Here is a 22,458-nt window from a genome sequence, read left to right as displayed (position 1 = left end):
GGCGGAGTGGCCCCGTGTCACGATGGGCGGTGACCCGACTACCGTACGGCGTCGAGAGGCGACGGTGCGCAGTCGGACAACGCGGGAACGCGGGCCCCATCGGGGGTGCCCGCGTTCCCTGAGATCAGCGTCGTGCCACCGGTCAGACGAGGCCGGCCTTCTCCAGCGCCGCGCAGCAGGTGTTCACCAGCAGGCGGGTGACCACGTACGGGTCGATGTTGGCGTTGGGGCGACGGTCCTCGATGTAGCCCTTCTTGTCCACCTCGACCTGCCACGGGATGCGGACGGAGGCGCCGCGGTTGGACACGCCGTAGCTGTACTTGTTCCACGGGGCGGTCTCGTGGTGGCCGGTCAGGCGCAGCTCGATGTCGGCGCCGTACTGGGAGACGTGCTCCATCGGCTTGTCGCCCTCGCCGAGCGACTCGCACGCGACGATGATCGCGTCGTAGTTCTCGCGCATCGCCTTGGTGGAGAAGTTGGTGTGCGCGCCGGCGCCGTTCCAGTCGCCGCGGGCGGGCTTGGCGTCGAGGGTGGCCTCCACGCCGAACTCCTCGGCCGTCCGGTAGAGCAGGTACCGGGCGACCCACAGGTGGTCGGCCACCTCGACGGGGCCCGCCGGGCCGACCTGGAACTCCCACTGGCCGGGCATGACCTCGGCGTTGATGCCGGAGATCGCGAGGCCGGCGGCCAGGCAGCGGTCGAGGTGCAGCTCGACGATCTCGCGGCCGAACACGGCCTCGGCGCCGACGCCGCAGTAGTAGTGGCCCTGCGGGGCGGGGAAGCCACCCTCGGGGAAGCCGAGCGGGCGGCTGCCCTTGAAGAAGGTGTACTCCTGCTCGATGCCGAACCAGGACTCCTGGCCGGCGTACTGCTCGGCGATGGGACGCAGCAGGGCGCGGGTGTTGCTCTTGTGCGGGGTGCCGTCGATCTCCTCGACCTCGCACAGGACGAGGATGTGGTCACCGCCGCGGATCGGGTCCGGGTAGGTGGACACCGGGCGCAGCACCCGGTCGGAGGAGTGACCCACGGCCTGGTTGGTGCTGGAGCCGTCGAATCCCCACACGGGCGGCTCGGCGCCATCGGCAAGGATCTTCGTCTTCGAGCGCAGCAGGGCGGTGGGCTCGGTGCCGTCGATCCAGATGTACTCAGCCTTGTAGCTCACGAACGGTCCTTTCGGGGTTTCTCTCAGCCGCGCCGAGTCTTGCGGACGGCCGTTTCCCGCTTTTTGCCCGAATGTGAACGTCGTGTTAAGTGACACCAATCCGCATCTCGATGTGTGAGGGCATGCGAACGGGCCGGGCCGGAGGTCTCCCGCCCGGCCCGGCGCTTCAGTTGCGCGGGTCCCTCCCGTTCACCCCGTCGTAGCCGAGCAGGCGCATGGCGGTGTCCGGGTCCATGGCGGCGGCCAGGAGCTGCGCTCGGGCGTGCGCGTGGTCGCGCTCGCGCTCGGCCTTGACCTGGGCCGCCCGCATGCCGCGGACCGCCACGAGCGCGAGGCCGATGCCGACGATCACGGCCACCACGACGACGAACACGATGAGCAGCAGCCCCGGCGAGGCGACCCCCGTCCCCTTGCCGCTGCCGGTGGGCGGCGCCATGCCTGTGAGGGCGAGCCCGACGAGCAGGACGAGGGTCACCAGCGCGAGCAGGCTCGTGACCAGCACCCAGCCCCGCCCGCGCGGCCCGCGCCGCGGCGTGGGGACGGGGCCGGCCAGGGACGCGAGGGCCGCCGGGGGATCGCCGGCCGGCACCGGAGCCGACAGCGGGGTGGCCACGGGGGCGGCGGCCGGCGCGGGCTCCGGCGCCCACGGCACGAACTCCGGCCGCCCGTCCGCCGAGATCGCGGCGGACGCGGCGGAAGCAGGGGGCCCAGCGGAAGCAGGGGGCGCAGCGGAAGCAGGGGGCGCAGCGGAAGCAGAGGGCACTGTCTGGATGACGGGTGTCCCCGAGGGGGCGTTCTGCAGGATCTGACCCGTGACCACCTCCCCGGCGCCCGGCGGCTCCGCGACCCCCGGCAGGTCCCGGTCGATGCGGCTGTGCTCCTTGTGCGCCCGCGCCGCCTCCAGGTGGTACTCCTCCAGCTCCTGGTACAGCTCGTCCGAGGCGTAGACCGTGCCGTCGATGATCGGCCCGGGGCGCCGCTCGACGATGGCCACCACGTCGTCGCCGTTGAGCGTCTTGTGGGTCTCCAGGGCGTGCGCCACGCACAGCACGTCGCGCCGGTGCTCCTCCAGCAGCCGCTCGGTCCGCTCCAGCAGCCGTACGAGGTTGAACTCGATCCGCTCCCCCAGCACGTCGGGCGTCAGCTCGGGCCTGCCCCTGGGCGGCTCCTGGTCGGCGATGCCGGTGGGACCGCCGTCGCGCCGCGGCATGGCCTTGCCGCCCATGATCTCCAGCTCCTGGAGGGCGGGCAGCGAGGTGACCCCGGAGCCCATGCCCCAGTGGGACTCCATGAGCGCGGTCAGGTAGGTCGCCGAGTGCAGGTCGCCGGACACGCCGGAGGAGTTGTCCTGGCCGAAGAACATCCGCTCGCCGGCCAGGGAGGCGAGGGAGACCATGATGTCGGCCTCGTACTCGGACTTCCACCGGGTGAACTGGTCCTCCGGCTTGATGGAGGCCACCATGCCGAGGTAGTCGGCGCCCTTCTCGATGGTGGCGATGTCGATCTCCAGATGGAAGCGGGTGACGTAGGCGACGACGGCGTGGCAGGCTTCGTGGACCGCGACCGCGTGCCGTTCCCGCTCGATGTACTCGACGTCCTCGGGCGGGCCGAGCTGCTTGAGCCGCTTGGCGCGCAGCACGTCGGACCAGGTGATGACCTCGCGCTCGTCACGGATGGCGGTGATGAGCGACTCGTTGACCAGGTCCTTGATGGTGGCGCCGGTGGCGTACGGGGTGATGGTGGCGAGCTTGTCGATCTGCTCGGGGGTCAGCTCGTGCTCGACCTTGTCGAAGTAGCCCTGGTAGGTGCGCAGCCGCCCCGCCTTGGACGGGTAGCCCACCTTGTAGATGCGGTCGATGCGGCCGGGGCGCAGCAGCGCCTCGTCGAGCGCGTCGGGCCGGTTGGTGGCCATCATGACGAGGATGCGGTACTTGGGCGGCGGCTTGGGCCGCATGCCGAGCAGCCGGCGGACGAGGCGGTTGAAGAAGCCGCGCGGCTTCTTGAGCCCGGACAGCTCGGTGAGCAGCGCCTGGAGGGTGCCGGGGTCGCCGCTGTTCAGGCCGCCGCCCATGACGAACCGGTTGCGGGCGCCGGGCTCCTCCGGATCCCGGCCGCGGCGGAAGGCCAGCACGGAGCGGGTCTCCTCGGACAGGTAGCCGAGGCCGTGGCAGTCCGCCGCGCCGGAGAACGCCGACCAGCCGCCGCCCTGGCCGGGCGGTCCCTGCACGGCGAGCCGGCCGCGTTTGCCGAGCGAGTCGGCCTCGTCGAAGAAGACGATCACGCCGCCGTACCGCAGGGCGAGCTTGCGCAGCTTGCGGAACAGCGTCTTGACCTTGAGGATGCCGATGCCCATGAACATGTTGGTGAACGCGCCGGGGTCCACGAACACGTACGGCTTGCCGGTCTCCCCCGCGACCGCCTCGGCCATGAGCGTCTTGCCGGTCCCGGGCGGCCCCCACAGCAGCAGGCCGCTGGGGACGTACCCGCCGCGCTCCTCGATCTCGCCGGGACGTTCGAGGAAGACGATGTTCTCGCGGACGCGCTCGACGACGTGGTCCTGGCCCCACACGTCGGCGAAGCGGGTCTTGATGTCGTCGGGGAAGTACGTCTCGACGCCGCCGCGCGACAGGAACCAGAACATGCCGACGAACTGGATGATGACCACGAAGAACAGGAAGACGATCTGGAGCAGGAACGGCAGCGCCTGGAACACCAGCGCGGGGGCCCGGAACAGCGCCAGGAACGGGCTGGTCTCCAGGACGGCGCCGAGCACCAGCGCCACCAGCACGACCCAGAACACGATCTTGACGGCCCGGGAGATCCGGTACCGCGTCCAGTCGTCGAAACGGGTGAGCGCCCACCGCTCGAACCCGCCGAACACGCGGCGGCTCCAGAACCCGTGGTAGCGGGGCGAGCGCTCGCTGACGAGGAAGTGGAGCTGGCGCAGCGCCTCGGCGCCGAGCAGCCAGAAGATCCACTGATGCTCGTAGGCGATGGCCCGCATGGCCTCCGGGAAGGTGACGATGCCCTCGTAGTCGGCCATGGTCTTCCAGGACAGGACGAGGAAGGCCGCGCCCAGCCCGATGAGGAACTTGCTCCGGTCCCAGAACGGCATCCTCTTCCTGGTGACCGAGTCGGGGTCGGCCGGCCCGCTGCCGGGCGCGCGCAGCCCTTCGTGGTGCGTGGTGGTGGTCAACTGTGCCCCCTCATCCGGGCAGCCGGAGCAGTCTGAACGAGTCGGCGATCCTGTCGAACTCCGCGGCACGGGCCTGGAAGCAGATCGCCTGGCAGCCGATGAGCATGACGGAGACGGTGTCGCCCTGCTCGTCGAGGATGGCGGTGTGGTCGAAGGTCTGGACGTCCGCCCCGATCCGGTAGTTGAAGCGCACCCTGACGCCCCTGGCGCCCCGGTCGAAGGTGAGCACCTGGTCGCTGATCTGCTCGAACCCGGTGAACAGCGGCTGCCTGCCGGAGGCTGTGGCCTGTGCCTCGTACAGCTCGCGCACCCGGGCGGTCACCGGCAGGACGAAGTCGCGGAGCCGGTCGAGGGAGACCCCGTCGCGCTGCTCGTCGGTGAGCTGGTGGACGGTGGCGTAGACGAAGGGCTCGGTGGAGCCGAGCAGGTGGGTGACGTCCGGTGCGGACGACTGGTCGAAGGCGACGGACCAGACGCGCCGGGACCGCTCCGCCTCGGCCTGGGAGCCGGGCTGCGTCCCGCTCAGGTAGAGGTCGATCTGGTGGGCGTCGAGCTGGGCGAACGAGGCGGGCACCTTGAAGTAGGTGGTGCCGTCACGGTCGCGCACGTAGGTGTAGTCGGGCTGCCCGCACGCGGACAGCATGAGGGCCGCGGCCATGAGCGCGACCCGGGCCCGTGCCGTTCTCACCGGGGGTTACCTCCGCTTGGCGGACCAACGCCGTTGTTGTGCCCGTTTTCAGGCGCGGTGAGCCGGATGTACGGTGAGAAATCTTGACCAGATCTTGGCCGGACCTTGGCTTCGGTCGTTACAGATCAGACGGAGCCATGGTCAGGGCCACTCCCCCACGGTCACCGCCGTACAACGTTCGTGCAACCCCCCATTGGTTCCTCTCAGGAAGTGACGAAAGATATGAGGATCCCTCCGACTGGGGAGCGCACTCATGAAAGAACCGGTGATCGAGACCGTGGACTCCTACGGCATGACGGCCGAGCGTCAGTTCAGCGACCTGTGGTCGCGTGACGTGCTGTCGGTCAGGGACCGCCGCCTGCTGCTCCTGGGCCTGCTGATCGGCCAGGGAATCGACGACCAGGCGGAGGTCCAGCTCGACGCCGCCCTGCGCACGAACCTGCTGTCGGAGGACGAGCTGCGCGAAGTCGTGGTCTTCATCACCCACTACGCGGGGTGGTCCCGAGGGACCAGGCTGAACACCCAGGTGGAGGAGCTGATCGCCCGGGTGCGGGAGGAGGACCCGGGCCCCGCCTGAGCGCGGGGCCCCTGGCCTGGGCCCACAACGCCGTGGGCTGCAGCATCATGCGGTCGAACCGCCGCAGCGGCTCAGTTCAGGGCGCTGACGTCCATCGCCAGCGACGTCGGCTCGCCGGCGTTGATCCCGACGAGGTCCTGGGGGCACGCGGAGACCACGAACACGCAGTCCATGGCAGCCTCGAACGTGATGGCGTCCCCCGGACGGCTGAGGGCGGGCAGCCAGCTCAGCCGTCCGTCCTCGCCGACCGGGATCCGCATGAACACGTTGACCGGCTGCGGCGTGAAGGGGACGGACAACCCCATCGCGGCGACCGCGCGATGCAGGTTGTCCGCGCACGAAGGGTGGGAGGCCGTCGCGCCCAGTCCGGCGTACCGGGCCGGATCACAGGCCGCGATCAACATGTCGTGCCGGCCCGGAGAGGTGTCGGAGACGAGCGTCAGTATCGGTCGCCGCCGGTCGGTGACGAACGGCTCGCCCACCGCGGGGAACAACCGTTTCGTGGCGGCGCGCGTATGGGCGGCGCTGAGGTGCTCGGTCACGTCTTCGGCGGCGAAGGCGAACACGTCGCCGACCTGGCCGCCTTCAAGATCGACCACGCTCACGCGCTGCCCGGCGGCCAGCCGCGCCGCACGCGCTTCCCGCGCGGGGACGACCGTGCGCCCCGCGGCTGTCATGGCTTCCATGTCTCAAGGCAACCATCGGACAGCCCCGCGGGACCATGGGCGTTCATCCAGCGTTCGCGCCTGAAGCTGGCGAAACGCACATCGCCGGCGAGGGACGTACGCTGTACGCGCGTCCATAGAATGAGCCATGACCACGTTGCCGCTGTCCAGGGCGCGCATCGTCGCGGCCGCGATCGACCTGATCGAGCGGGAGGGCGCCGACGCGGTGTCCATGCGGCGCATCGCGGCCGAGCTGGGCGTCGGCGTGATGTCCCTCTACAACCACGTGCCGACCAAGGACGCGCTGCTCGACGGCGTGGCCGAGGCCGTGCTCAGCGAGATCGAGTTCACCGACGACCCGGACGCCGACTGGACCGACCGGGTCCGGATACAGGCGCGCGCCTTCCGGCAGATCGCGCACCACTATCCGCGCTGCACCATGCTCGTGGTCAGCCGCCAGCTCCACTCCGCCGCCGGGCTGCTGCCGGTCGAGCGCGCCCTGGCCACGCTGCGCAGCGCCGGGTTCGACGGGCCGGACGCGGTGCGGGTGCTGCGGTTGTTCATCGCCTTCGTCGTGGGCTCGCTGCTGCGCGAGGTGGGGGTGACGCCGACGTTCGCGCCCACCGACCACCGGCACCTGGCCGGCGCGGAGGCCGCCGACCCGGCCCTGTTCCCGGAGGTGAGCGCCCTCGCGCCGCTGCTGGGCGCCTGCGACCACGAGGCCGAGTTCGCGTTCGGCGTGGAGCTGCTCATCCAGGCGATCACCGTGCATCCGGCACGCAGGGAGGGCACCCGCTGACACCGGGCGCCCTCCGCTCGGGTAGCCGTTCCTTCCCCAGAACGGCTGCCGTCAGTACCAGTTGTGCGATCGGAAGTGGCCCCAGGCGCCGCACGGCCGGCCGTACCTGCCCTTGATGTAGGCGAGGCCCCAGCGGATCTGCGTCTCCGGGTTCGAGCGCCAGTCGGCGCCCGCTCCACTCATCTTGCCCCCGGGCAGGGCCTGCGGGATGCCGTAGGCGCCCGAGGAGCTGTTGTATGCGCGGTGATTCCAGTTGCTCTCCCTTGTCCAGAGACTGTCCAGGCACTGGAACTCCTGGTACGACCAGGACCTGCGGACCACCTGGTCCAGGGCGATCACCTTGTTCCTGCGCTGGGGCCTCAGGTCGGCGGCCTGCCGGCCGTTCAGCAGCCGGGTGGCGAGCCCGGACTTGACCGAGGGCGTCCAGGTGCGGAGCCGGATGACCGGGGCGTGCCATGAGCCCTGGTGGACGACCGGCGTCGCGGCCCTCCGCTGGACGGCCCGCGTGTCGGCCCTCCACTGGACGGCCCGCGTGTCGGCCCTCCACTGGACGGCCCGCGTGTCGGCCCTCCACTGGTGGGCCTGTGCGTGCGAGCCGGCTCCGGTGGCCGGCTCGGTGGCGCTCGGTGCGGCGACGGCGGGCGTCGCCGTGGTGCCGAGTGCGACGGCGGTTGCCGTCACGGTCAGAGCGCTGTGAAGGGCGCGTTTGCTGTCCAATGCGATCCTTGCTGTCGGGTCGCGTGCGGACGGGCGCGCCGGTCGCCCGGACACCCTGCCGCTCCGCGTCCGTGGCTCGGACGAGGAGGGCCCGCGCGGCCTCTCCGGGTTCCTGTGACCGCCCGATCGTGCTGGGCGGCCCGGAGGGCTCCGCGACGTTCCTCTAGCGGGTTTCTATTACGCTCCGTAATCAACGGTCACGCACAGCGACACGCGATGGACAGGTGTTTGCGTGATCCTTCACGACTCGTCGCCGTCTCGCTGGGCCTCCGTGACGCGTCCCGGCGGCCGGCTTGCGCCACCTTTACGGGAAACGGGGACGTCCGCGAGGCTCGCTCAGTACCAGCCGTGCGACTCGGAGTGCGCCCACGCGCCGCAGGGCGAGCCGTACCGCTGCTTGATGTAGGACAGGCCCCACCTGATCTGCGTCTTGGGGTTCGTGCGCCAGTCGCTGCCCTTGGAGGCCATCTTGCTGCCGGGCAGCGCCTGGGGGATGCCGTAGGCGCCGGAGGAGCTGTTCTGGGCGCGGTGGTTCCAGCCGCTCTCCTTGCGCCAGAGCTTGACGAGGCACTTGAACTGGCCGTTCTTCGTCCAGCCGCGCTTGGCGGCCAGAGTCTTGGCGATGGCCTTGTTCTTCGCGCCGGCCGCCTGGGCGGTCTGCGCCTGCGCGGCCGTGGCCCCGCCACCGGCCACGAGGGCGGCCGAGAGGAGCAGGACACTGGCACGACGAAGCATGGACATGGATGGGGGTCCCTTTCGAGCGGGGGTCGGGGAAGCGACACCATGCCGGAAAAGCACCCTTTATCGCTAGTTGTCCATCTCTGCGTAGATCGGTAGCAAAGAGCGTAATATGTCCGTATTCAGGGCTTTTGTAGCTAAAAGTGAACTGCGTCACATTTTCTGGCGATCACGTTTGGAGATCCACCACCCGTGCCTTCGCGCCGATCCCGAGGAGGGCTCTATAGGGTCAGATCATGACTCTTCGCGACATTCCGCTCCGCACCCTCGCGGGCGACGCCACGACGCTCGGCGAGCTCGCCGGCGGCCAGACCCTCCTGATCGTGAACGTCGCCTCCAAGTGCGGCCTGACCCCCCAGTACGCGGGCCTCGTCGAGCTCCACCAGCGCTACGGGCCGCGCGGCTTCAGCGTCGTGGGCATGCCCTGCAACCAGTTCATGGGCCAGGAGCCGGGCTCGGCCGAGGAGATCCAGGAGTTCTGCGCGACGACGTACGGGGTGGACTTCCCGCTGCTGGAGAAGGCCGACGTCAACGGCCCGGACCGCCACCCGCTCTACGCCACGCTCACGCAGACCCCGGACGCGGCCGGCGAGGCCGGTGACGTGCAGTGGAACTTCGAGAAGTTCCTGGTCACCCGGGACGGCGAGGTCGCGGCCCGCTTCCGCCCCGGCACCCCTCCGGAGGACCCGGCGATCGTGGCCGCCATCGAAAAGTCCCTGTAAAGCGGCCCCCAAGGAACGGACCCCCACCCCAAACCAGCCCCAAGACCCCACATTCGGAGGAACGCCCAGGCGCGCGGGCCCAGGGCAACGCCCTAGGAGGGGCGCGCTACGCGCGTGTCGCTTCAGGGAGCGCCGATCGGGGCTCCGCCCCGAAGCCCGCCCGCGCGCACACGAGCGTCAGGCGTGACGAGCTTCGTGGGCGCGCCGGACGCGAAGGGGCATCGGCCCCGGGCTACGTGCCCAGCCGCGAACGCACCGGCCCCTAACAGTCGTCGCCCAGCAGGTGCTCGCTGGCCCAGGCCGAGATCTGGCCGAGTGCCGGCATCAGGGCGACGCCGCGGTCGGTCAGCGCGTAGGAGACGGCGACCGGCGGCCCCTCCTCGACCCGGCGCGTGATCAGGCCAGCGGCGGCCAGGTCGGCGAGGCGGTCGGACAGCACCGAGTCGGAGATCCCGCCGATGGCGCGCGAGAGGTCGCGGAAGCCCACCGGGCCCTGGCTCAGGGTGCCGAGGATGACGGCGTTCCAGCGCTTCCCCAGGAACACGAACGCGCGGGCCAGCGCGGCGTCGCCGCGGACGCATGCCTCCGACGTCACGTCGTGGCTCTGGTTGGGGGTCACCGCCATGATTCCACGCTAGCGCACGCGCGCGGCCCGCGGACGGCCGCGAATCCCCCGTCCGGGCGGCATCGGAACGGTGCTCCGCACCACCCACTCGCATCCGTAGGCGCTAGCGTGTAGCTTGTCACTTCGGAAATAGAAGTGACTCTCTTTCCGCTATCCCCTGACGCCGCTCACACACCCACAGGCTGGAAGTCGCCATGACCGACAACACCTTCACCGCCCGCCCGTCCGTCGTCGTCCTCGGCGGCGGGTACGGGGGCGTCACCGTCGCCAAGACGCTCGACGATGTGGCCGACGTCACGCTCGTCGACCCCACCGAGGGGTTCCTGCACAACGTCGCCGCCCTGCGCTCGCTGGTCCAGCCCGACTGGGTGGACCAGATCTACCTCCCGTACGACCGGCTGCTCGCCCACGGCCGGTTCGTGCGCGACCGTGCCGTACGGGTGGACGGGCGCCGGGTCGAGCTTGAGTCCGGCGGCGTCCTCGAACCCGACTACCTGGTCCTCGCCACCGGCTCCTCCTACCCGTTCCCCGCCAAGAACGACGAGCCCGACCTCCTCGCCGCCAAGGAGCGTCACCGGGCGGCCCACGACGAGCTGACCGGCGCGGCGCGCGTCCTGATCGTGGGCGCGGGGTCGGTCGGGCTGGAGCTGGCCGGCGAGATCAAGGCGTTCCACCCCGACAAGCACGTCACCGTGACCGACATCGCCGACGACGTCCTGGCCGGGCCGTTCACGCAGGAGCTGCGCGACGAGCTGCGCCGCCAGCTTCAGGAGCTGGGCGTCGAGCTGCGGCTGGGCGTCAAGCTGCGGGAGCTGCCGGACACGCCGCCCGCCACGCGGGGCGCCGTCCGCGTCACGACGACCGACGGCGAGGAGATCACCGCCGACCTCTGGTACCGCGCGTTCGGCGTCCGGCTGCACACCGAGTACCTCGACGGCGGGTCGCTCGCGGACCTGCGCGACGAGCGGGGTTACGTCCGCGTCGACCCCCGGATGCGCGTGGAGGGCGAGACGCACGTCTTCGCCGTCGGCGACATCGCGAACGCCGACCGCGACATGGCGGCCATGGCCGGCCGGCAGGCGGAGGTGGCGGCCGGCAACATCCGCGCGCTGATCACGGGCGAGGGCGAGCAGCAGGAGTACACCCCGCTCGGGCCGCTCATCGCGGTCACGCTCGGGCCGGAGGGCGGAGCGGGCTCCTTCGGCGAGGGCGTCGTCGGTCCGGAGACGGTCGCCCAGGCCAAGGGGCGGGAGATGTTCGTCGGCCGATGGGCCGAGATGTTCGCCCAGGAGGACGGCCGGTAACCGGCGGGGCTCAGTAGCCGGCGTGGAGCTCAGTAGCCGGCGGGGCTCAGTAGCCGGACGGGCGGACGAGGCCGGTCTCGTACGCGAAGACGGCGGCCTGAGTCCGGTCGCGCAGGCCCAGCTTGACCAGGATCCGGCCCACATGGGTCTTCACGGTCTGCTCGGCCACCACCAGGCGCCCGGCGATCTCCGCGTTCGACAGCCCCTGCGCGATCAGGGACAGGACCTCGGTCTCGCGCTCCGTCAGGTCGCCGAGCCGCTCCTTGAGCGGGGCGCGCGGAGCCCCGGCCATGCGGGAGAACTCCGAGATGAGCCGCTTGGTGATGTTCGGGGCCAGCAGGGCGTCGCCCGCCGCCACGACCCGCACCGCGTGCGCCAGCTCGGCGGCCGAGGCGTCCTTCAGCAGGAAGCCGGACGCGCCGGCGCGCAGCGCCTCGTAGACGTACTCGTCGAGGTCGAAGGTGGTCAGGACGAGCACCTTGGCGGTGGCGCCGGCGGTCCGGGTGGTGCGCCGGGTCGCCTCGATGCCGCCGAGCTCCGGCATGCGGATGTCCATCAGGACGACGTCCGGGGACAGCTCGGCGGTCATGCGGACGGCGTCGAGGCCGTTCACGGCCTGGCCGACGACCTCGATGCCGGGCTCGGCGTCGAGCAGGACCGTGAAGCCCTGCCGGACCATCACCTGGTCGTCGGCGATCACCACGCGGATGGACTGCGTCATGCGACGTCCTCACCGAAGGCGACAGCGGGAGCCGGGGCGACGGGGAGGACGGCGGTCACCTCGAAGCCGCCGTCCGGGGCCGGGCCGGTGGCCAGCTCGCCGCCCAGCATGGCCGTGCGCTCCCGCATGCCCAGCAGCCCGTGCCCGGGACCGCCCGGCGGCGGCACGGGGCGGTCCGGCGCGGTGTTGGCGATCCGGATCACCAGGGCGGCGGGCAGGTACCGGAGCTCCACCCGCACATCCGCTCCGGGGGCATGGCGCAGCACGTTGCTGAGCGCCTCCTGGACGATCCGGAACGCCGACAGCTCCACCCCCGGCGACAGCGGGCGCGGCTCGCCGGTGGTCTCGGCGGTCACCGTCAGCCCGGCGCCGCGCACGTTGGCGACCAGCTCGTCCAGCCGGTCCAGGGCGGGCTGCGGGCTGTCACGCGACCCGTCGGTGTGGGCGTCCTCCGAGCGCAGCACGCCCAGGATCCGCCGCAGCTCCGTCAGCGCCTCCACGGCGTTCTGGCGGATGCCCGCCAGGTTGTCGGTCAGCTCGCCGGGCGGGTTCTCCACCAGGTGCGGCGCCACCTGCGCCTGGATGGAGATCACCGACATGTGGTGGGCGACGACGTCGTGCAGCTCGCGGGCGATCCGGCTGCGCGTCTCCAGCACGGCGCGGCGGGCGCGCTCCTCGGCGGTGATCACTTCTTGCTCGATCAGGCGGCTGCGGGCCACGCGACGGCCGCGCAACGCGGCGCCCATCATGGTCGCGATCACCAGGACGGGCACGCCGGCCGGGGCGTCGCCGAGGCTGTCCGGCACGTTGATCAGCAGGACGCAGGACGTCCCCACCAGGATGGTGATCGTCAACGTCTCGACAGCCACCCGGGGCCGCGTCCGCAGCGCGACCAGGAACAACACCCCCGCCTGCAGGCCGACCGCGGGCGCGGTCCAGGACCAGACGAGCGGCAGCCACTCGGCCGCCACCCGACCCACGTCCGGTGTCACCGGCCCGGGTAACCGCGCGGAGGGCGCCCATTGGTACGGCAGGTCGCCGACGGCCGCCGACCTCGTGGGCCACGAGCCGGCGACGGTGACGGCCAGCGAGGCCCACCACGCCATGAGCGGCCGGAACATCGCCACGACCAGCACCACGGCGTGCACCAGGGCGAGCCCCTGGAAGGCCGGGTAGTCGGGATAGCCGCGGCCGGCCAGCCCCAGGGTGACCGCGTACAGGACTACGAGCACGTGCGGCAGCCGGGCCAGCGGGCGCGGCCCGGCCATGCGCGGCAGCGGGTCCGGCCCGAGGGCCAGGAGGTCCGCCCGGAGGTCCGCCAACAGCGCACGCGGCCCACGCCCCCGCCCCTTCGCCCCCATGCGCCCCTTCCCGGTCATCGTGTCCACCCTAGACATGCCGCGTCCCGCCGCCGGAACGGGTCCCCGCCCGCTCGTACCCGTGGAAGGCCGCCCAGCAGCCCAGCAGGGCCAGCGCGAAGGCGGGCAGCCAGAGCAGGCGGGCGAGCACCCATCCGGCGTCCGAGGGGAGCGTGTGCAGGCCGGGCAGGGGCACGCCGGCGAGCAGGCCGAGCGCCGTGACCGCCATCATCGCGGTCTGGTGCCAGAGGAACAGGGTCATGGCCGACAGGTTCACCAGCGCCACCGGCGCCCAGGCGGCGGGCCGTCGCAGCGCCCGCCGCAGCGGGTCGTACAGCAGCCGGGCCGCACCGCACTGGGCCAGGCCGAAGGCGACGGCCGCCAGAGTGGGCGGGGAGAGGTTGGAGACGGGGGCGCCGGGCACCCCGACCATGGCGGCGGGGTAGCCCGCCCACAGCACGAGCCCGGCCGCGACCAGCCCGGCTCCGGCCAGCAGGCCCCACGCGGCCGACCGGGCGCGCGGGCCGTCCCAGAGGCGGGCCGCGCCCAGGCAGTACGGCACCAGCCAGCCCGCCGGGACGTTGACCCAGCCGGCCCAGGCGGGGCCGTCCAGGCCGTACCGGACGAGGTCGGCCAGCGCGACGACGGCGAGCGGCCACAGCGGGTTCAGCCGGGCGACCAGCGGGGTGGCCGCCGTCAGAGCGGCGTGGACCAGCAGGAACCACAGCGGTGACAGCACCAGCCTGACCAGCGCGTACACGGTCTGCTGGCCGGCGCCCGAGGCGAGCATCACCACCGCCGCCAGGCTCCAGACCGCCGTCACGGCCACGACCGGCCGGAACAGCCGGGCCAGCCGGCCGCGGACCCACGGCCCGTATCCCACCCCCCGGGCCCGCGCGGAGGCGTGGCTGAGCGCCGCGGCGCGGCCGCCCACCCAGAAGAACACCGCCAGCGTCTGCAGCGTCCAGGAGACGGGGGTCAGCCCGGGCAGGTACGTGAGCGGGCTCGCGCTGCGCAGCGTGCCGCTGTCCACCACGAGGGCGGTGACGAGCCAGTGGCCCAGGACGACCCCGGCGATCGCCAGCGCGCGCAACCCGTCCAGCGCCCTGTCACGCCCCGGCGGGGTCGCGGCCTCGATCCGCCCGACCAGGTCACGCCCGGCCAGGTCCCGCCCGGCCACGTCCCGCCCGACCAGGTCAGGCCCGACCAGGTCAGGCCCGACCACGTCACGCCCGGACACCCCCTGCGCGGTCATGTGTCATGTCCCGTCCGGGCCGGCGGCCGGCCGGACACGATCGCGGCGAGGTTGGCCAGGCTGAGCGACCCCGCCTTCAGGTAGTCGCTGTGCCCGCCGTCGCCCGCGGCGAAGACCCGGGCGCCGAACCCCGGCCCGACGGGGTCGGCGCCGAGCCCCAGCGTGGCGAACGGGAGCCTGATCCGCACGTGGGGAATCGCGGCGACCCAGTCGCCGGTGGCCCGGCCGGCCCAGACGGTGGCGCGCGTGCGCAGTCCCGCGACGGTGCCGACGCCCACACCGGCGCTGGCGTACAGGACGATGCCGGCCACCTCCAGGCCCGGCGCGGCCCGCCCGCACACCACCGATCCGTAGGAGTGGCACAGCAGGGAGATCCTGGCGTGCGGTTCGAGCGCGCGCAGCGTGCGCACGAAGGCGCGCAGGGCGGGCGCGGCCTCGTCGGCGCGGCCGGTGGTCAGCACCTCGGTGCTCACCGTGCTCGGCGTCCGGTACCCCACCCACGCGACGACCGCCGCCCCCTCACCCAGCGCCTCGCGCAGCCGGGTCGCGCCGGCCCGCAGCCGGTCGTACATGTCCAGGTTGGTGTCGGAGCCGGGCACCAGGACCGCGATCCGGTCCGCGCGGGACAGGTCGCCGAAGACCTCGACGGTGCGTCCGCCGTCGCGCCCGTCGAAGGACAGGAAGCTCCGGTCCGGGCCGCCCATCTCGCGCAGCCGGCCGGCGCGGCGGACGTCGCCGTGGCCGGCCGCGGTCCGCTCGGCCGCGCGGATGTCCTCGCGGGCGGCGGCGTACCGCTGAGCGAGGGCCGCGGGCGTCAGGGCGCGTAACGGGGGCAGGGCGGCGGGGGCGGGCGCCGGTACGGCGCCGGGGCGGGCCGCACCCGACACGGGCACGGCCACCGCCCCGGCGACGAACGCGGCGAGCAGGGCGCGGCGCAGGCGCATGCCGCGCGGCGGGGATGCCATGGCTGTCGGTCCTTCCATGCCGGAGATCACTCGTGTTTCCGGCACCGACGCTAGGGATCACGCCTCGTGGTCGTCCTCACCCCGGGGAGCCCACTTCGGCGTAGCTCTCAGGTATGACCCGGGCCGCCGGCGTGTAGCGGTTATATGGCCGATTTGTAGAGCCCGGGCTGATCGTCTACAGGCAGAGGGGCGGCGTTTGCCCCTCGTACCGCACGAAAAGGGAGACACCCATGGTGAAGACCGCTCGCCGCTACGCCAAGTACGCCGTCAGCGCCCTGTCGACCGCCGTGTTCATCCTCAACGGCTGACGTCGTCCCGCGTCCCCCGGGCTCTCCGGGGCCCGGGGGACGCACCGCGCCATCAGTGAGAAGCAGGGAGAGGCATGTTCGGCACAGCGGTGCGGCAACTGGGCTACGCGTGGTCGATGATGTCGGGCCGCAGGTTCCGGATCCGGGACGTACGCGCCCTGGTGGACGACACGCGGGCGACCATGGAGGCGTTCGGCTCGCCGGGCGAGGGCTCCGACGACATGCTGGCGGCCACCGACCCCGAGATCCAGGAGGACCTCACCAAGCGGCGCATGCGCCGGACGATCAAGCACGCCATGGCGGAGGTCCCCTACTACCGCAGCCTGCGGGACCCCGACGACATCCCGCCGACGCCCAAGCTCGCCCTGAGGGGCATGCCCTCCGCGTTCGTCTCCGACCTGGCCCGCCCGGCCGTGCTCGCCCACACCACCGGGACGACGGGCAGCCCCACGCTCGTCTGGTTCTCCGCGTACGAGATCGAGCTGATGTCCTCCATCTCCGCGCTCGGCCTCATGCTCGCCGGCGGCCTGCGCTCCGACCATCTGTGGGCCAACGCGATCAGCTCCCGTTCCATCGCCCAGATCCTGGTCGAACGGGCGGTGCCGATGACGGGGGCGGGCTTCGTCCACCTGGGCATGGTCGATCCACGCGCCACTCTCGACCGGCTGGCCACGCCGCTGCACGTGCCCGGCAAGCAGCCGCTGATCACGCACCTCAACGTGACCGCCTCCTACCTCGGCGCCCTGGTCCAGGAGGCCGAGCGCGGCGGCTGGAGCCCGCGCGACTTCGGGCTGGCCGAGGTGTACTCCGGCGGCGAGGTGCTGACCGACGCGCTGCGCGTGCGCGCCGAGCAGGCCCTGGGCGCCAAGGTCTTCGACGGTTACTCCATGACCGAGGTAGCGCCCGTCGCCGGGCGGGTGTGCGACGACGGGCATCTGCATCTTCCGCCCGACCAGGGCCTCGTCGAGGTGCTCGACCCGGTCACCATGGAGCCCGCCGGCCCGGACGCGCTCGGAGTGCTGGTCATCACCCCGTACTCCACCTTCCGCGACACGACGCTGCTGCTCCGCTACGTCACCGGCGACATGGTCAGGACGTTGCCCGAGCCGCCCACGTGCGCGATGGCGGCGATCCCGGCGACCTCCCGCCTCCTGGGGCGCTCCGTCGACGGCGAGGTGACCACCCGCGACGTGCTGGACCTGCTGCAGGCCGAGCCCGCGCTGCCGCTGCCGACGAGGTTCGCGATCGAGGACGGCGTCCTGCACGTGGTGTCGGGCAAGGACGACCCGGCGCTGCTCGGCCGGCTGGAGGAGCGGGCCGGGGCGTTGGCGATCAGGGGCATCAGGCTGGTCGAGACCCCCGACGAGCTGCCCAGCCCCTGCCAGGTCCGGGCCGACCTGATCGAGCACAGCTTCGAGCACGCCGCTCCCCTTCCGATCGGAGTCCGATGACCGCGCACGTCGTGGGCCTGCACGCGCTCATCGCCCTGGCCATCGTGCTGGCGGGGCTCTTCCTGACCCGGTACGCGATCCCGCGCCCGCCGGTCGGCCGGTTCGTCGGGGCGGACATCGCGGTCATGGTCGTGGCGCTGGTGGCGATGCCGTTCGCGTACCTGCACATCCCCGTGGGGATCGTGGTGACCGTGTTCGGCGTGGTGGTCTTCACCTTCGCGCAGCTCACCCTCGCCCCCGTGATCGGCGGCAGGGCGGCCGCGATCTCCGCGGGGCTGCTGTGCTGCGGCGACGTGGCGGCGTACTTCGCCGGCTGGACGCAGGCCGTGCTGGTGCTGAACGACGTCGCGGTGCTCCTGCTCGTCGTGGGCGCGGTCAACCTCTGGGTCCAGACGGCCATCACCCCGGCCCAGGTGGCGGCCCTGGCGGCCGCGCTGACCTGCTACGACACGCTGGCCACCGGGCTCAGCTCGCTCACGCTCGACTTCGTGACACGGCTGGACGGACTGCCGTTCGCGCCCGTGCTGGCCACCCGTTACGGCGCCGACCCGTCGATCGCCGGACTGGGCGACTGCCTCATGCTGGCGTTGTGGCCGCTGGTGGCCTTCAGGTGGTACGGCAGGCGCGCCGGATGGACGGCGGCCGGGATCGACGCCGTGCTGCTGGCCGTGATGGTCGCGGCCTTCCTGTCCGGCAGCGGCGCGGTGCCGCTGCTGAGCATTCTCGGGCCGCTCATCGTCGTGCAGTGGCTCTTCTGGCGCCGGCGTCCCACTGCGGCGCCGTCGCGGCCGCAGGTGGAGCAGGCGCTCGGCGGGACGATCCCCGGCGGGGTGTGGGTGGCGCTGGCCGACGGCCAGGTCGTGGGCGAAGGGCCGACCCCGGGCCGGGCCAGGCAGGCGGCACGCCTGTCGGGAGCGGAGGCCGTACCGGTGATCAGGTATCAGCCGGCCAGGTAGGCCTCCACCCGCGCGCGCTCCGGTCCGCTCTCGAACAACTCGATCGACTCGCGCCACGCCGCGGCCGCGCGCTCGCGCTCCCCCAGCTCGGCGTGCGCGCGCCCGAGCTCCCTGAGCACGCGGGCCCGCCACACCGGCGGCCCGTCGGTCCCGAGCCGCTCGCGTACGGTGCCCAGCAGGCCGAGCGCCTCCCCGGCGCGGCCCTGCCGCAGCCGCACCTCGCCGAGCGCGTACGTGGCCAGGGCCTCCCCCAGCTCGTCGCCGCACTCGCGGAAGAGCGACCGGGCCCGGCCGAGCGCGTCCACGGCCTCCTCGAACCCGCCGAGCGCGCCCACCGCCTCACCGAGCCTGCGCAGCACCTTGCTCACCGCGACACGGTCCCCGATGGCCTCGCTGAGCACCAGGCTCTCCCGGTAGCACCGCACCGCCTCGGCCACGTCACCGCGCATGTAGCGGACCGTGCCCAGGGCCCGCAGCAGGTCGCCGCGCACGCGGGGGTCGTCGCCCGCCTTGGCCAGCCGCTCCTGGCAGAGCCGCATCGCCTCGCCGTACCGGCCGAGCTCCATGTGGATCCAGATGGGCCAGATCGCGGCGTAGTCGACCCCACTGCTGTCGCCCAGCTCCTCCATCATGGCGATGGCGCGGTTCGCGGCGTCCAGCCCCTGCTCCCAGAGCCCGGCCCCGTGGTGGCACGCGGCCAGGTTGATCAGCGCGTACGCGGCCCCGTGCGCGTCGCCGATCCGCTGGAAGTCCCGCAACAGCCGGCCGAAGTGCGCGCTCGCGTTCCCGTAGGCCCCTCGCGACAGCGGCACCCCCGCCAGGAGCAGCTCCGCCCGCAGCGCGATCCGCTCACCGGGAGCCGCGGCGATCACGAGCCGCTGCAGCCGCTCCACGTCGTCGAGGAACCCTTCGAGGTTCAGATACGCGGACAGGTGGTGCGCCAGCTCGGCGGCCTCCTCCGCCATGCCCAGGTCGAGGGCCACCTGCACGCTGTGGATGAGCGTCCTGCGCTCAGCGGCCAGCCACGCGACGCCCACCCCCGCGGTCGCCTCGGCCTCCGGGTACGGCGGCGCGGTCGGTATGGGCAGCTCGCGGGTGGCGGCCCTGATCCGGCGCAGACACTCCGTCACGTGCCTGGCCAGCGCCGCCCGCTGTTCCTCCGGAGCGTCCTCGGCCTGGGCGCGTTCGCCGGCGTAGACCCGCAGCAGATCGTGCAGCCGGTAACGCGGCTGGCCCGCCCCGTCGACCTCGCCGGTGTCCAGCAGCCCGCTGATCACCAGGGTCTCCAGCGCCGCGTCCGCCTCGAGGGCCGGCCCGCCGTGCAGCGCCGCGGCCGACCACTCGGCGATGCTCTCCAGGTCGGCCAGCCCGAGCAGCCTGAACGCCCGCCGCGCCGGCTCGGGCAGGGCCGCGTAGCTCTCCGAGAACGTGCCGCGCACGTCCAGCCCGCCCACGATCAGCTCGTCGAGCCGCCGGTCCTCCAGCCGGCTGGCGAACTCACGTACCGGCCAGGAAGGACGGATGGCCAGCCGGGCGCCCGCCACCCTGATCGCCAGCGGTAACATCCCGCAGGCCCGCAGGAGGGCTCCCGTCGCCTCCGGCGCCGCCCCGAACCGGGCCCCGCCCGCCACCCGCTCCAGCAGCAGGCGGGCGTCGTCCTCGCCGGGCAGTTCCAGCGGCAGCCGGGTCACCCCCTCCAGCGCGGGCATCCGCGACCTGGACGTCAGCAGGACGCAGCAGCGCGCCGTGCCCGGCAGCAGGTGGCGCACCTGTGTCGCGTCCTGGGCGTCGTCGAGCACGATGAGCACGGCCAGGTCGGCCAGGCGTTGCCTGAGCAGCCTGGCCCGTTCCTCCAGCGGCCCGGGGATCAGCGTGCCGTCCACGCCCAGCGATCTGAGCAGCTCGCCCACCAGGTCGCCGGGGCTGCGGGGCCCGGCCGCGTCGCGGCCCAGCCGCAGGAAGACCTGACCATCGGGGTAGTCGGCGCGCAGGAGGTGCGCCGCGTGCACGGTCAGCGTGGTCTTGCCCACGCCCGGCAGCCCCGACACGACCACGATGGGCGGCGACATGCGGTCCGGCCGCGCCCGCGCGGCGGCCAGCAGCACGTCCAGTTCGGCCTGCCGGCCCACGAAGTCGCAGGTGCCGGCGGGAAGCTGGCACAGCGGCGCCCGGAAGGCGGGGGCGCTCCGCGCGCGGGCCGGCACGGGGTCGCCGGCGAGCAGGGCGGCGTGCAGGCCGGCCAGCTCGCGGCCCGGCTCGATGCCGAGCTCCGCGCGGAGCACCGCGCGGGCCTGGCGGAAGGCGTCCAGCGCCTCGCTGCGCCGCCCGCTCTTCTGCAGGGCCAGCATGAGCTGCGCCCACAGCCGCTCACGCAGCGGGTGGGCGGCGACCAGCGTCCGCAGCTCGGCCACCAGGTCTTCCTCGCCGAGCTCCAGCCGTACGTCCATCCAGTCGGACCTGGCCTCGACGAGCTGCTCCTCCAGCTCGGCGATCCTGGGCGCCATCGCCATGCCGAGCCGGGCGTCCTCCGCGGGGCTGCCCCGCCACAGGGACACGGCCGCCGCGTAGGCCCGCGCCGCCGTCTCGCGCTCGCCCGCCTGCCGCGCGCGCCGCGCCCGCCGTACGGCGTCCTCGAACGCGAGCAGGTCGAGCTGGTCGGGCGTCACCTCGCAGATGTACCCGGAGGACTCCCTGCGCAGGTCCAGCGCGCTACCCCGGAGGGCGCGGCGCAGCTGGGAGACGTACGTCTGGAGGTTGGCCACGGCCGAGGACGGCGGGGCGTCCCAGACTGCGGCGACCAGGCGCTCGGTGGAGAGGGCGACGTTGGGATGGAGGAGCAGGGCGCTGAGCACGGCGCGCTGCTTGGCGTTCAGCCGAAGAGGCCCTTCCGCGCCGCGCACGCGCAGGGATCCCAGAATCGCGAAATCCACCGTGACATCTCCCCGAGACCGTCCGGAACCCAGGAGCGAGTACATCCCTTGCCGATCAGTATGGCAACCACGGGGCCACTGGGGCGCGGGAGGCGCGGTCAGAGGTCAGCGGCGGGGGCCGCAGCTTCCGCGGACGATGAGCTCCGTGGGCAGGACGATCGCGCGGGGGCGGCGGCCCGAGGTGCGCAGCACCAGCTCGGCGGCTCGGTAGCCGATGTCGCGTCCCGGCTGGGCGATCACCGTGAGCGGCGGCGAGCACAGCTCCGCCCACGGCACGTCGTCGTACATCACGAGCGACACGTCCCGCGGCACCCGCAGGTCCAGCTCGCGGGCGGCCAGGACGGCCGCCTCCCCCAGCATGTTGCCGCCCGCCAGCACGGCCGTCAGGTCGGGACGGCTCTGGAACAGGCCCGAGGCGGCGGCGTAGGCGGAGTCGCGGCTGCCGGTGGCGAACACGACCAGCTCCTCGTCCACCGGCGGGCCGACGGCTTCGCGGAACGCGGCGACCCGCCGGTCGTGGCCGGGGCCGCCGAGGAAGGCGATGCGCCGGTGGCCGAGGCCGCGCAGGTAGCGGACCGCCGTGCGGATGCCGGTCCGGTCGTCGGCCAGGACGGCGGGCACTTCGGCGGGACGGGGCGGCGGGGGCGGCGGAACGCCGTCGAGCAGCATGAGATCGGCCGCTCCCCCCGGCAGCCCCCCGCCGGTCAGGCCGTCGGCGGCCCGCTCGGCGGGGAGCCGGTCGGCGAAGACCACGGTCATGCCGGCCCGCGCCACCGGTCCCCAGGTGTCGGCGCCGCCCGACGGCACGGCGATCATCCGGTCCACGCCCTGCTCCAGCAGCATGCCGACCAGCTCGGCCTCCTGCTCGGGGTCGTCGCCGGTGGAGCCGAGCACCACGGGCTCGCCCGCGGACCGGGCGCAGGCGAGCACGCCCTCGGCGAGCTGCCCGAAGAAGGTGTCGGTCAGGTCGGGGACGAGCAGGCCGATGCCGCCGGTGCGGCGCCGGCGCAGGTTGCGGCCGAGCGCGCTCGGCCGGTAGTCGAGCTGGGCCGCGACGGCCAGCACCCGCTCCCTGGTGTCCGGGCTGGCCGAGCCTCCCGACAGCACCCGGGACACCGTGGCCACGCCCACGCCCGCCGCCTCGGCGACATCCTTGATGGTCGCCCGCCTCGCCTCCATGGAAACGATTCCATCATGGTTTCCATCCGACCGGAACCCCGCAGAATCCGTAGAAGCTGGTCACCCCGTAACCCTTGACACTCCTGCCCCTTTCGGGTGAGATGCATGAAAACGTATCCATGTGAGTGGACACCCCGCACAT

General features: G+C 72.8%; 18 protein-coding genes and 1 pseudogene. 6 read left to right on the top strand and 13 right to left on the bottom strand.

Translation table 11 applies throughout. The annotated features are described in order from the left end of the window. Positions 1–142 precede the first annotated feature (142 nt). The 3 genes from glnII to ABZS51_RS18535 form a co-directional block, all read right to left on the bottom strand. Positions 143–1,162, bottom strand: coding sequence for a glutamine synthetase (glnII, locus tag ABZS51_RS18545; protein WP_310716216.1), 1,020 nt, complete (start codon positions 1,160–1,162; stop codon positions 143–145). Between the two features lie 166 nt (positions 1,163–1,328). After that, a complete protein-coding gene (locus tag ABZS51_RS18540) occupies positions 1,329–4,358 on the bottom strand; it encodes an AAA family ATPase (protein ID WP_355442169.1) in 3,030 nt (1,009 codons plus the stop codon). Between the two features lie 10 nt (positions 4,359–4,368). Continuing rightward, positions 4,369–5,046: a hypothetical protein gene (locus tag ABZS51_RS18535; RefSeq protein WP_355442166.1), complete on the bottom strand. Its 678-nt coding sequence runs from the start codon at positions 5,044–5,046 to the stop codon at positions 4,369–4,371. Between the two features lie 253 nt (positions 5,047–5,299). Between ABZS51_RS18535 and ABZS51_RS18530 the strand changes: the two genes are divergently transcribed. After that, on the top strand, positions 5,300–5,623 hold the full coding sequence (locus ABZS51_RS18530; protein WP_310716222.1) for a carboxymuconolactone decarboxylase family protein: 324 nt from the start codon (positions 5,300–5,302) through the stop codon (positions 5,621–5,623). A 71-nt stretch (positions 5,624–5,694) separates the two neighbouring features. Here ABZS51_RS18530 and ABZS51_RS18525 read toward each other — a convergent pair whose 3' ends face one another. After that, positions 5,695–6,309 (bottom strand): urea carboxylase-associated family protein, encoded by a 615-nt coding sequence (locus ABZS51_RS18525; protein ID WP_355442163.1) that lies wholly within the window; start codon positions 6,307–6,309, stop codon positions 5,695–5,697. 127 nt (positions 6,310–6,436) lie between these two features. Between ABZS51_RS18525 and ABZS51_RS18520 the strand changes: the two genes are divergently transcribed. Next, positions 6,437–7,087 carry a TetR/AcrR family transcriptional regulator gene (locus ABZS51_RS18520; RefSeq protein WP_355442160.1) on the top strand — a complete coding sequence of 217 codons (651 nt, stop codon included), beginning with the start codon at positions 6,437–6,439 and terminating at the stop codon, positions 7,085–7,087. 51 nt (positions 7,088–7,138) lie between these two features. Here ABZS51_RS18520 and ABZS51_RS18515 read toward each other — a convergent pair whose 3' ends face one another. Together ABZS51_RS18515 and ABZS51_RS18510 are read right to left on the bottom strand one after the other, a co-directional pair. Next, the gene (locus tag ABZS51_RS18515; RefSeq protein WP_355442156.1) at positions 7,139–7,768 is read right to left on the bottom strand and encodes a lytic transglycosylase domain-containing protein; all 630 of its coding nucleotides are present in this window, start codon (positions 7,766–7,768) and stop codon (positions 7,139–7,141) included. Between the two features lie 372 nt (positions 7,769–8,140). Further along, a pseudogene (locus ABZS51_RS18510) lies at positions 8,141–8,434 on the bottom strand (transglycosylase SLT domain-containing protein); the annotation flags it as partial. Positions 8,435–8,778: 344 nt separating this feature from the next. Between ABZS51_RS18510 and ABZS51_RS18505 the strand changes: the two are divergent. Continuing rightward, positions 8,779–9,264: a glutathione peroxidase gene (locus ABZS51_RS18505; protein WP_355442153.1), complete on the top strand. Its 486-nt coding sequence runs from the start codon at positions 8,779–8,781 to the stop codon at positions 9,262–9,264. A gap of 262 nt (positions 9,265–9,526) precedes the next feature. Here the strand turns inward: ABZS51_RS18505 and ABZS51_RS18500 are convergent, their stop codons facing one another. Beyond that, positions 9,527–9,889, bottom strand: a complete 363-nt coding sequence (locus ABZS51_RS18500) for a helix-turn-helix domain-containing protein (RefSeq protein ID WP_310716231.1) — start codon at positions 9,887–9,889, stop codon at positions 9,527–9,529. 194 nt (positions 9,890–10,083) lie between these two features. On the opposite strand from ABZS51_RS18500, the gene ABZS51_RS18495 reads away from it, so the two are divergent. Next, the gene (locus ABZS51_RS18495; protein WP_355442149.1) at positions 10,084–11,193 is read left to right on the top strand and encodes an FAD-dependent oxidoreductase; all 1,110 of its coding nucleotides are present in this window, start codon (positions 10,084–10,086) and stop codon (positions 11,191–11,193) included. 46 nt (positions 11,194–11,239) lie between these two features. Here ABZS51_RS18495 and ABZS51_RS18490 read toward each other — a convergent pair whose 3' ends face one another. Genes ABZS51_RS18490 through ABZS51_RS18475 form a run of 4 tightly spaced genes read right to left on the bottom strand, consistent with a single transcriptional unit; the run spans position 11,240 to position 15,492 of the window. Continuing rightward, positions 11,240–11,914, bottom strand: a complete 675-nt coding sequence (locus tag ABZS51_RS18490) for a response regulator transcription factor (protein WP_355442146.1) — start codon at positions 11,912–11,914, stop codon at positions 11,240–11,242. Continuing rightward, complete coding sequence (locus ABZS51_RS18485) at positions 11,911–13,293, bottom strand: histidine kinase (protein ID WP_355442143.1); 1,383 nt, start codon at positions 13,291–13,293, stop codon at positions 11,911–11,913. The genes ABZS51_RS18490 and ABZS51_RS18485 overlap by 4 nt, the downstream gene beginning before the upstream one ends. A 10-nt stretch (positions 13,294–13,303) precedes the next feature. Next, positions 13,304–14,527: an acyltransferase gene (locus ABZS51_RS18480; RefSeq protein ID WP_355442141.1), complete on the bottom strand. Its 1,224-nt coding sequence runs from the start codon at positions 14,525–14,527 to the stop codon at positions 13,304–13,306. After that, entirely contained in the window at positions 14,524–15,492 is a 969-nt protein-coding gene (locus ABZS51_RS18475) for an alpha/beta hydrolase (RefSeq protein WP_355442138.1), read from the bottom strand. Before ABZS51_RS18475 ends, ABZS51_RS18480 begins: the two co-directional genes overlap by 4 nt. A gap of 382 nt (positions 15,493–15,874) precedes the next feature. Here ABZS51_RS18475 and ABZS51_RS18470 point away from each other — a divergent pair, with 382 nt between their 5' ends. Together ABZS51_RS18470 and ABZS51_RS18465 are read left to right on the top strand one after the other, a co-directional pair. After that, positions 15,875–17,251, top strand: coding sequence for an AMP-binding protein (locus ABZS51_RS18470; RefSeq protein WP_355442135.1), 1,377 nt, complete (start codon positions 15,875–15,877; stop codon positions 17,249–17,251). Then, entirely contained in the window at positions 17,248–18,207 is a 960-nt protein-coding gene (locus ABZS51_RS18465) for a hypothetical protein (protein ID WP_355442132.1), read from the top strand. Before ABZS51_RS18470 ends, ABZS51_RS18465 begins: the two co-directional genes overlap by 4 nt. Here the strand turns inward: ABZS51_RS18465 and ABZS51_RS18460 are convergent. Continuing rightward, entirely contained in the window at positions 18,192–21,137 is a 2,946-nt protein-coding gene (locus tag ABZS51_RS18460; protein WP_355442129.1) for a BTAD domain-containing putative transcriptional regulator, read from the bottom strand. The two genes, ABZS51_RS18465 and ABZS51_RS18460, sit on opposite strands and share 16 nt — an antisense overlap. 105 nt (positions 21,138–21,242) lie before the next feature. Beyond that, positions 21,243–22,316, bottom strand: a complete 1,074-nt coding sequence (locus tag ABZS51_RS18455; RefSeq protein ID WP_355442126.1) for a LacI family DNA-binding transcriptional regulator — start codon at positions 22,314–22,316, stop codon at positions 21,243–21,245. Between the last annotated feature and the right edge of the window lie 142 nt (positions 22,317–22,458).

Source organism: Nonomuraea sp. NPDC005501, assembly GCF_040605905.1.
GTDB lineage: Bacteria > Actinomycetota > Actinomycetes > Streptosporangiales > Streptosporangiaceae > Nonomuraea.
This window is presented reverse-complemented; position numbering and strand designations above follow the sequence as displayed.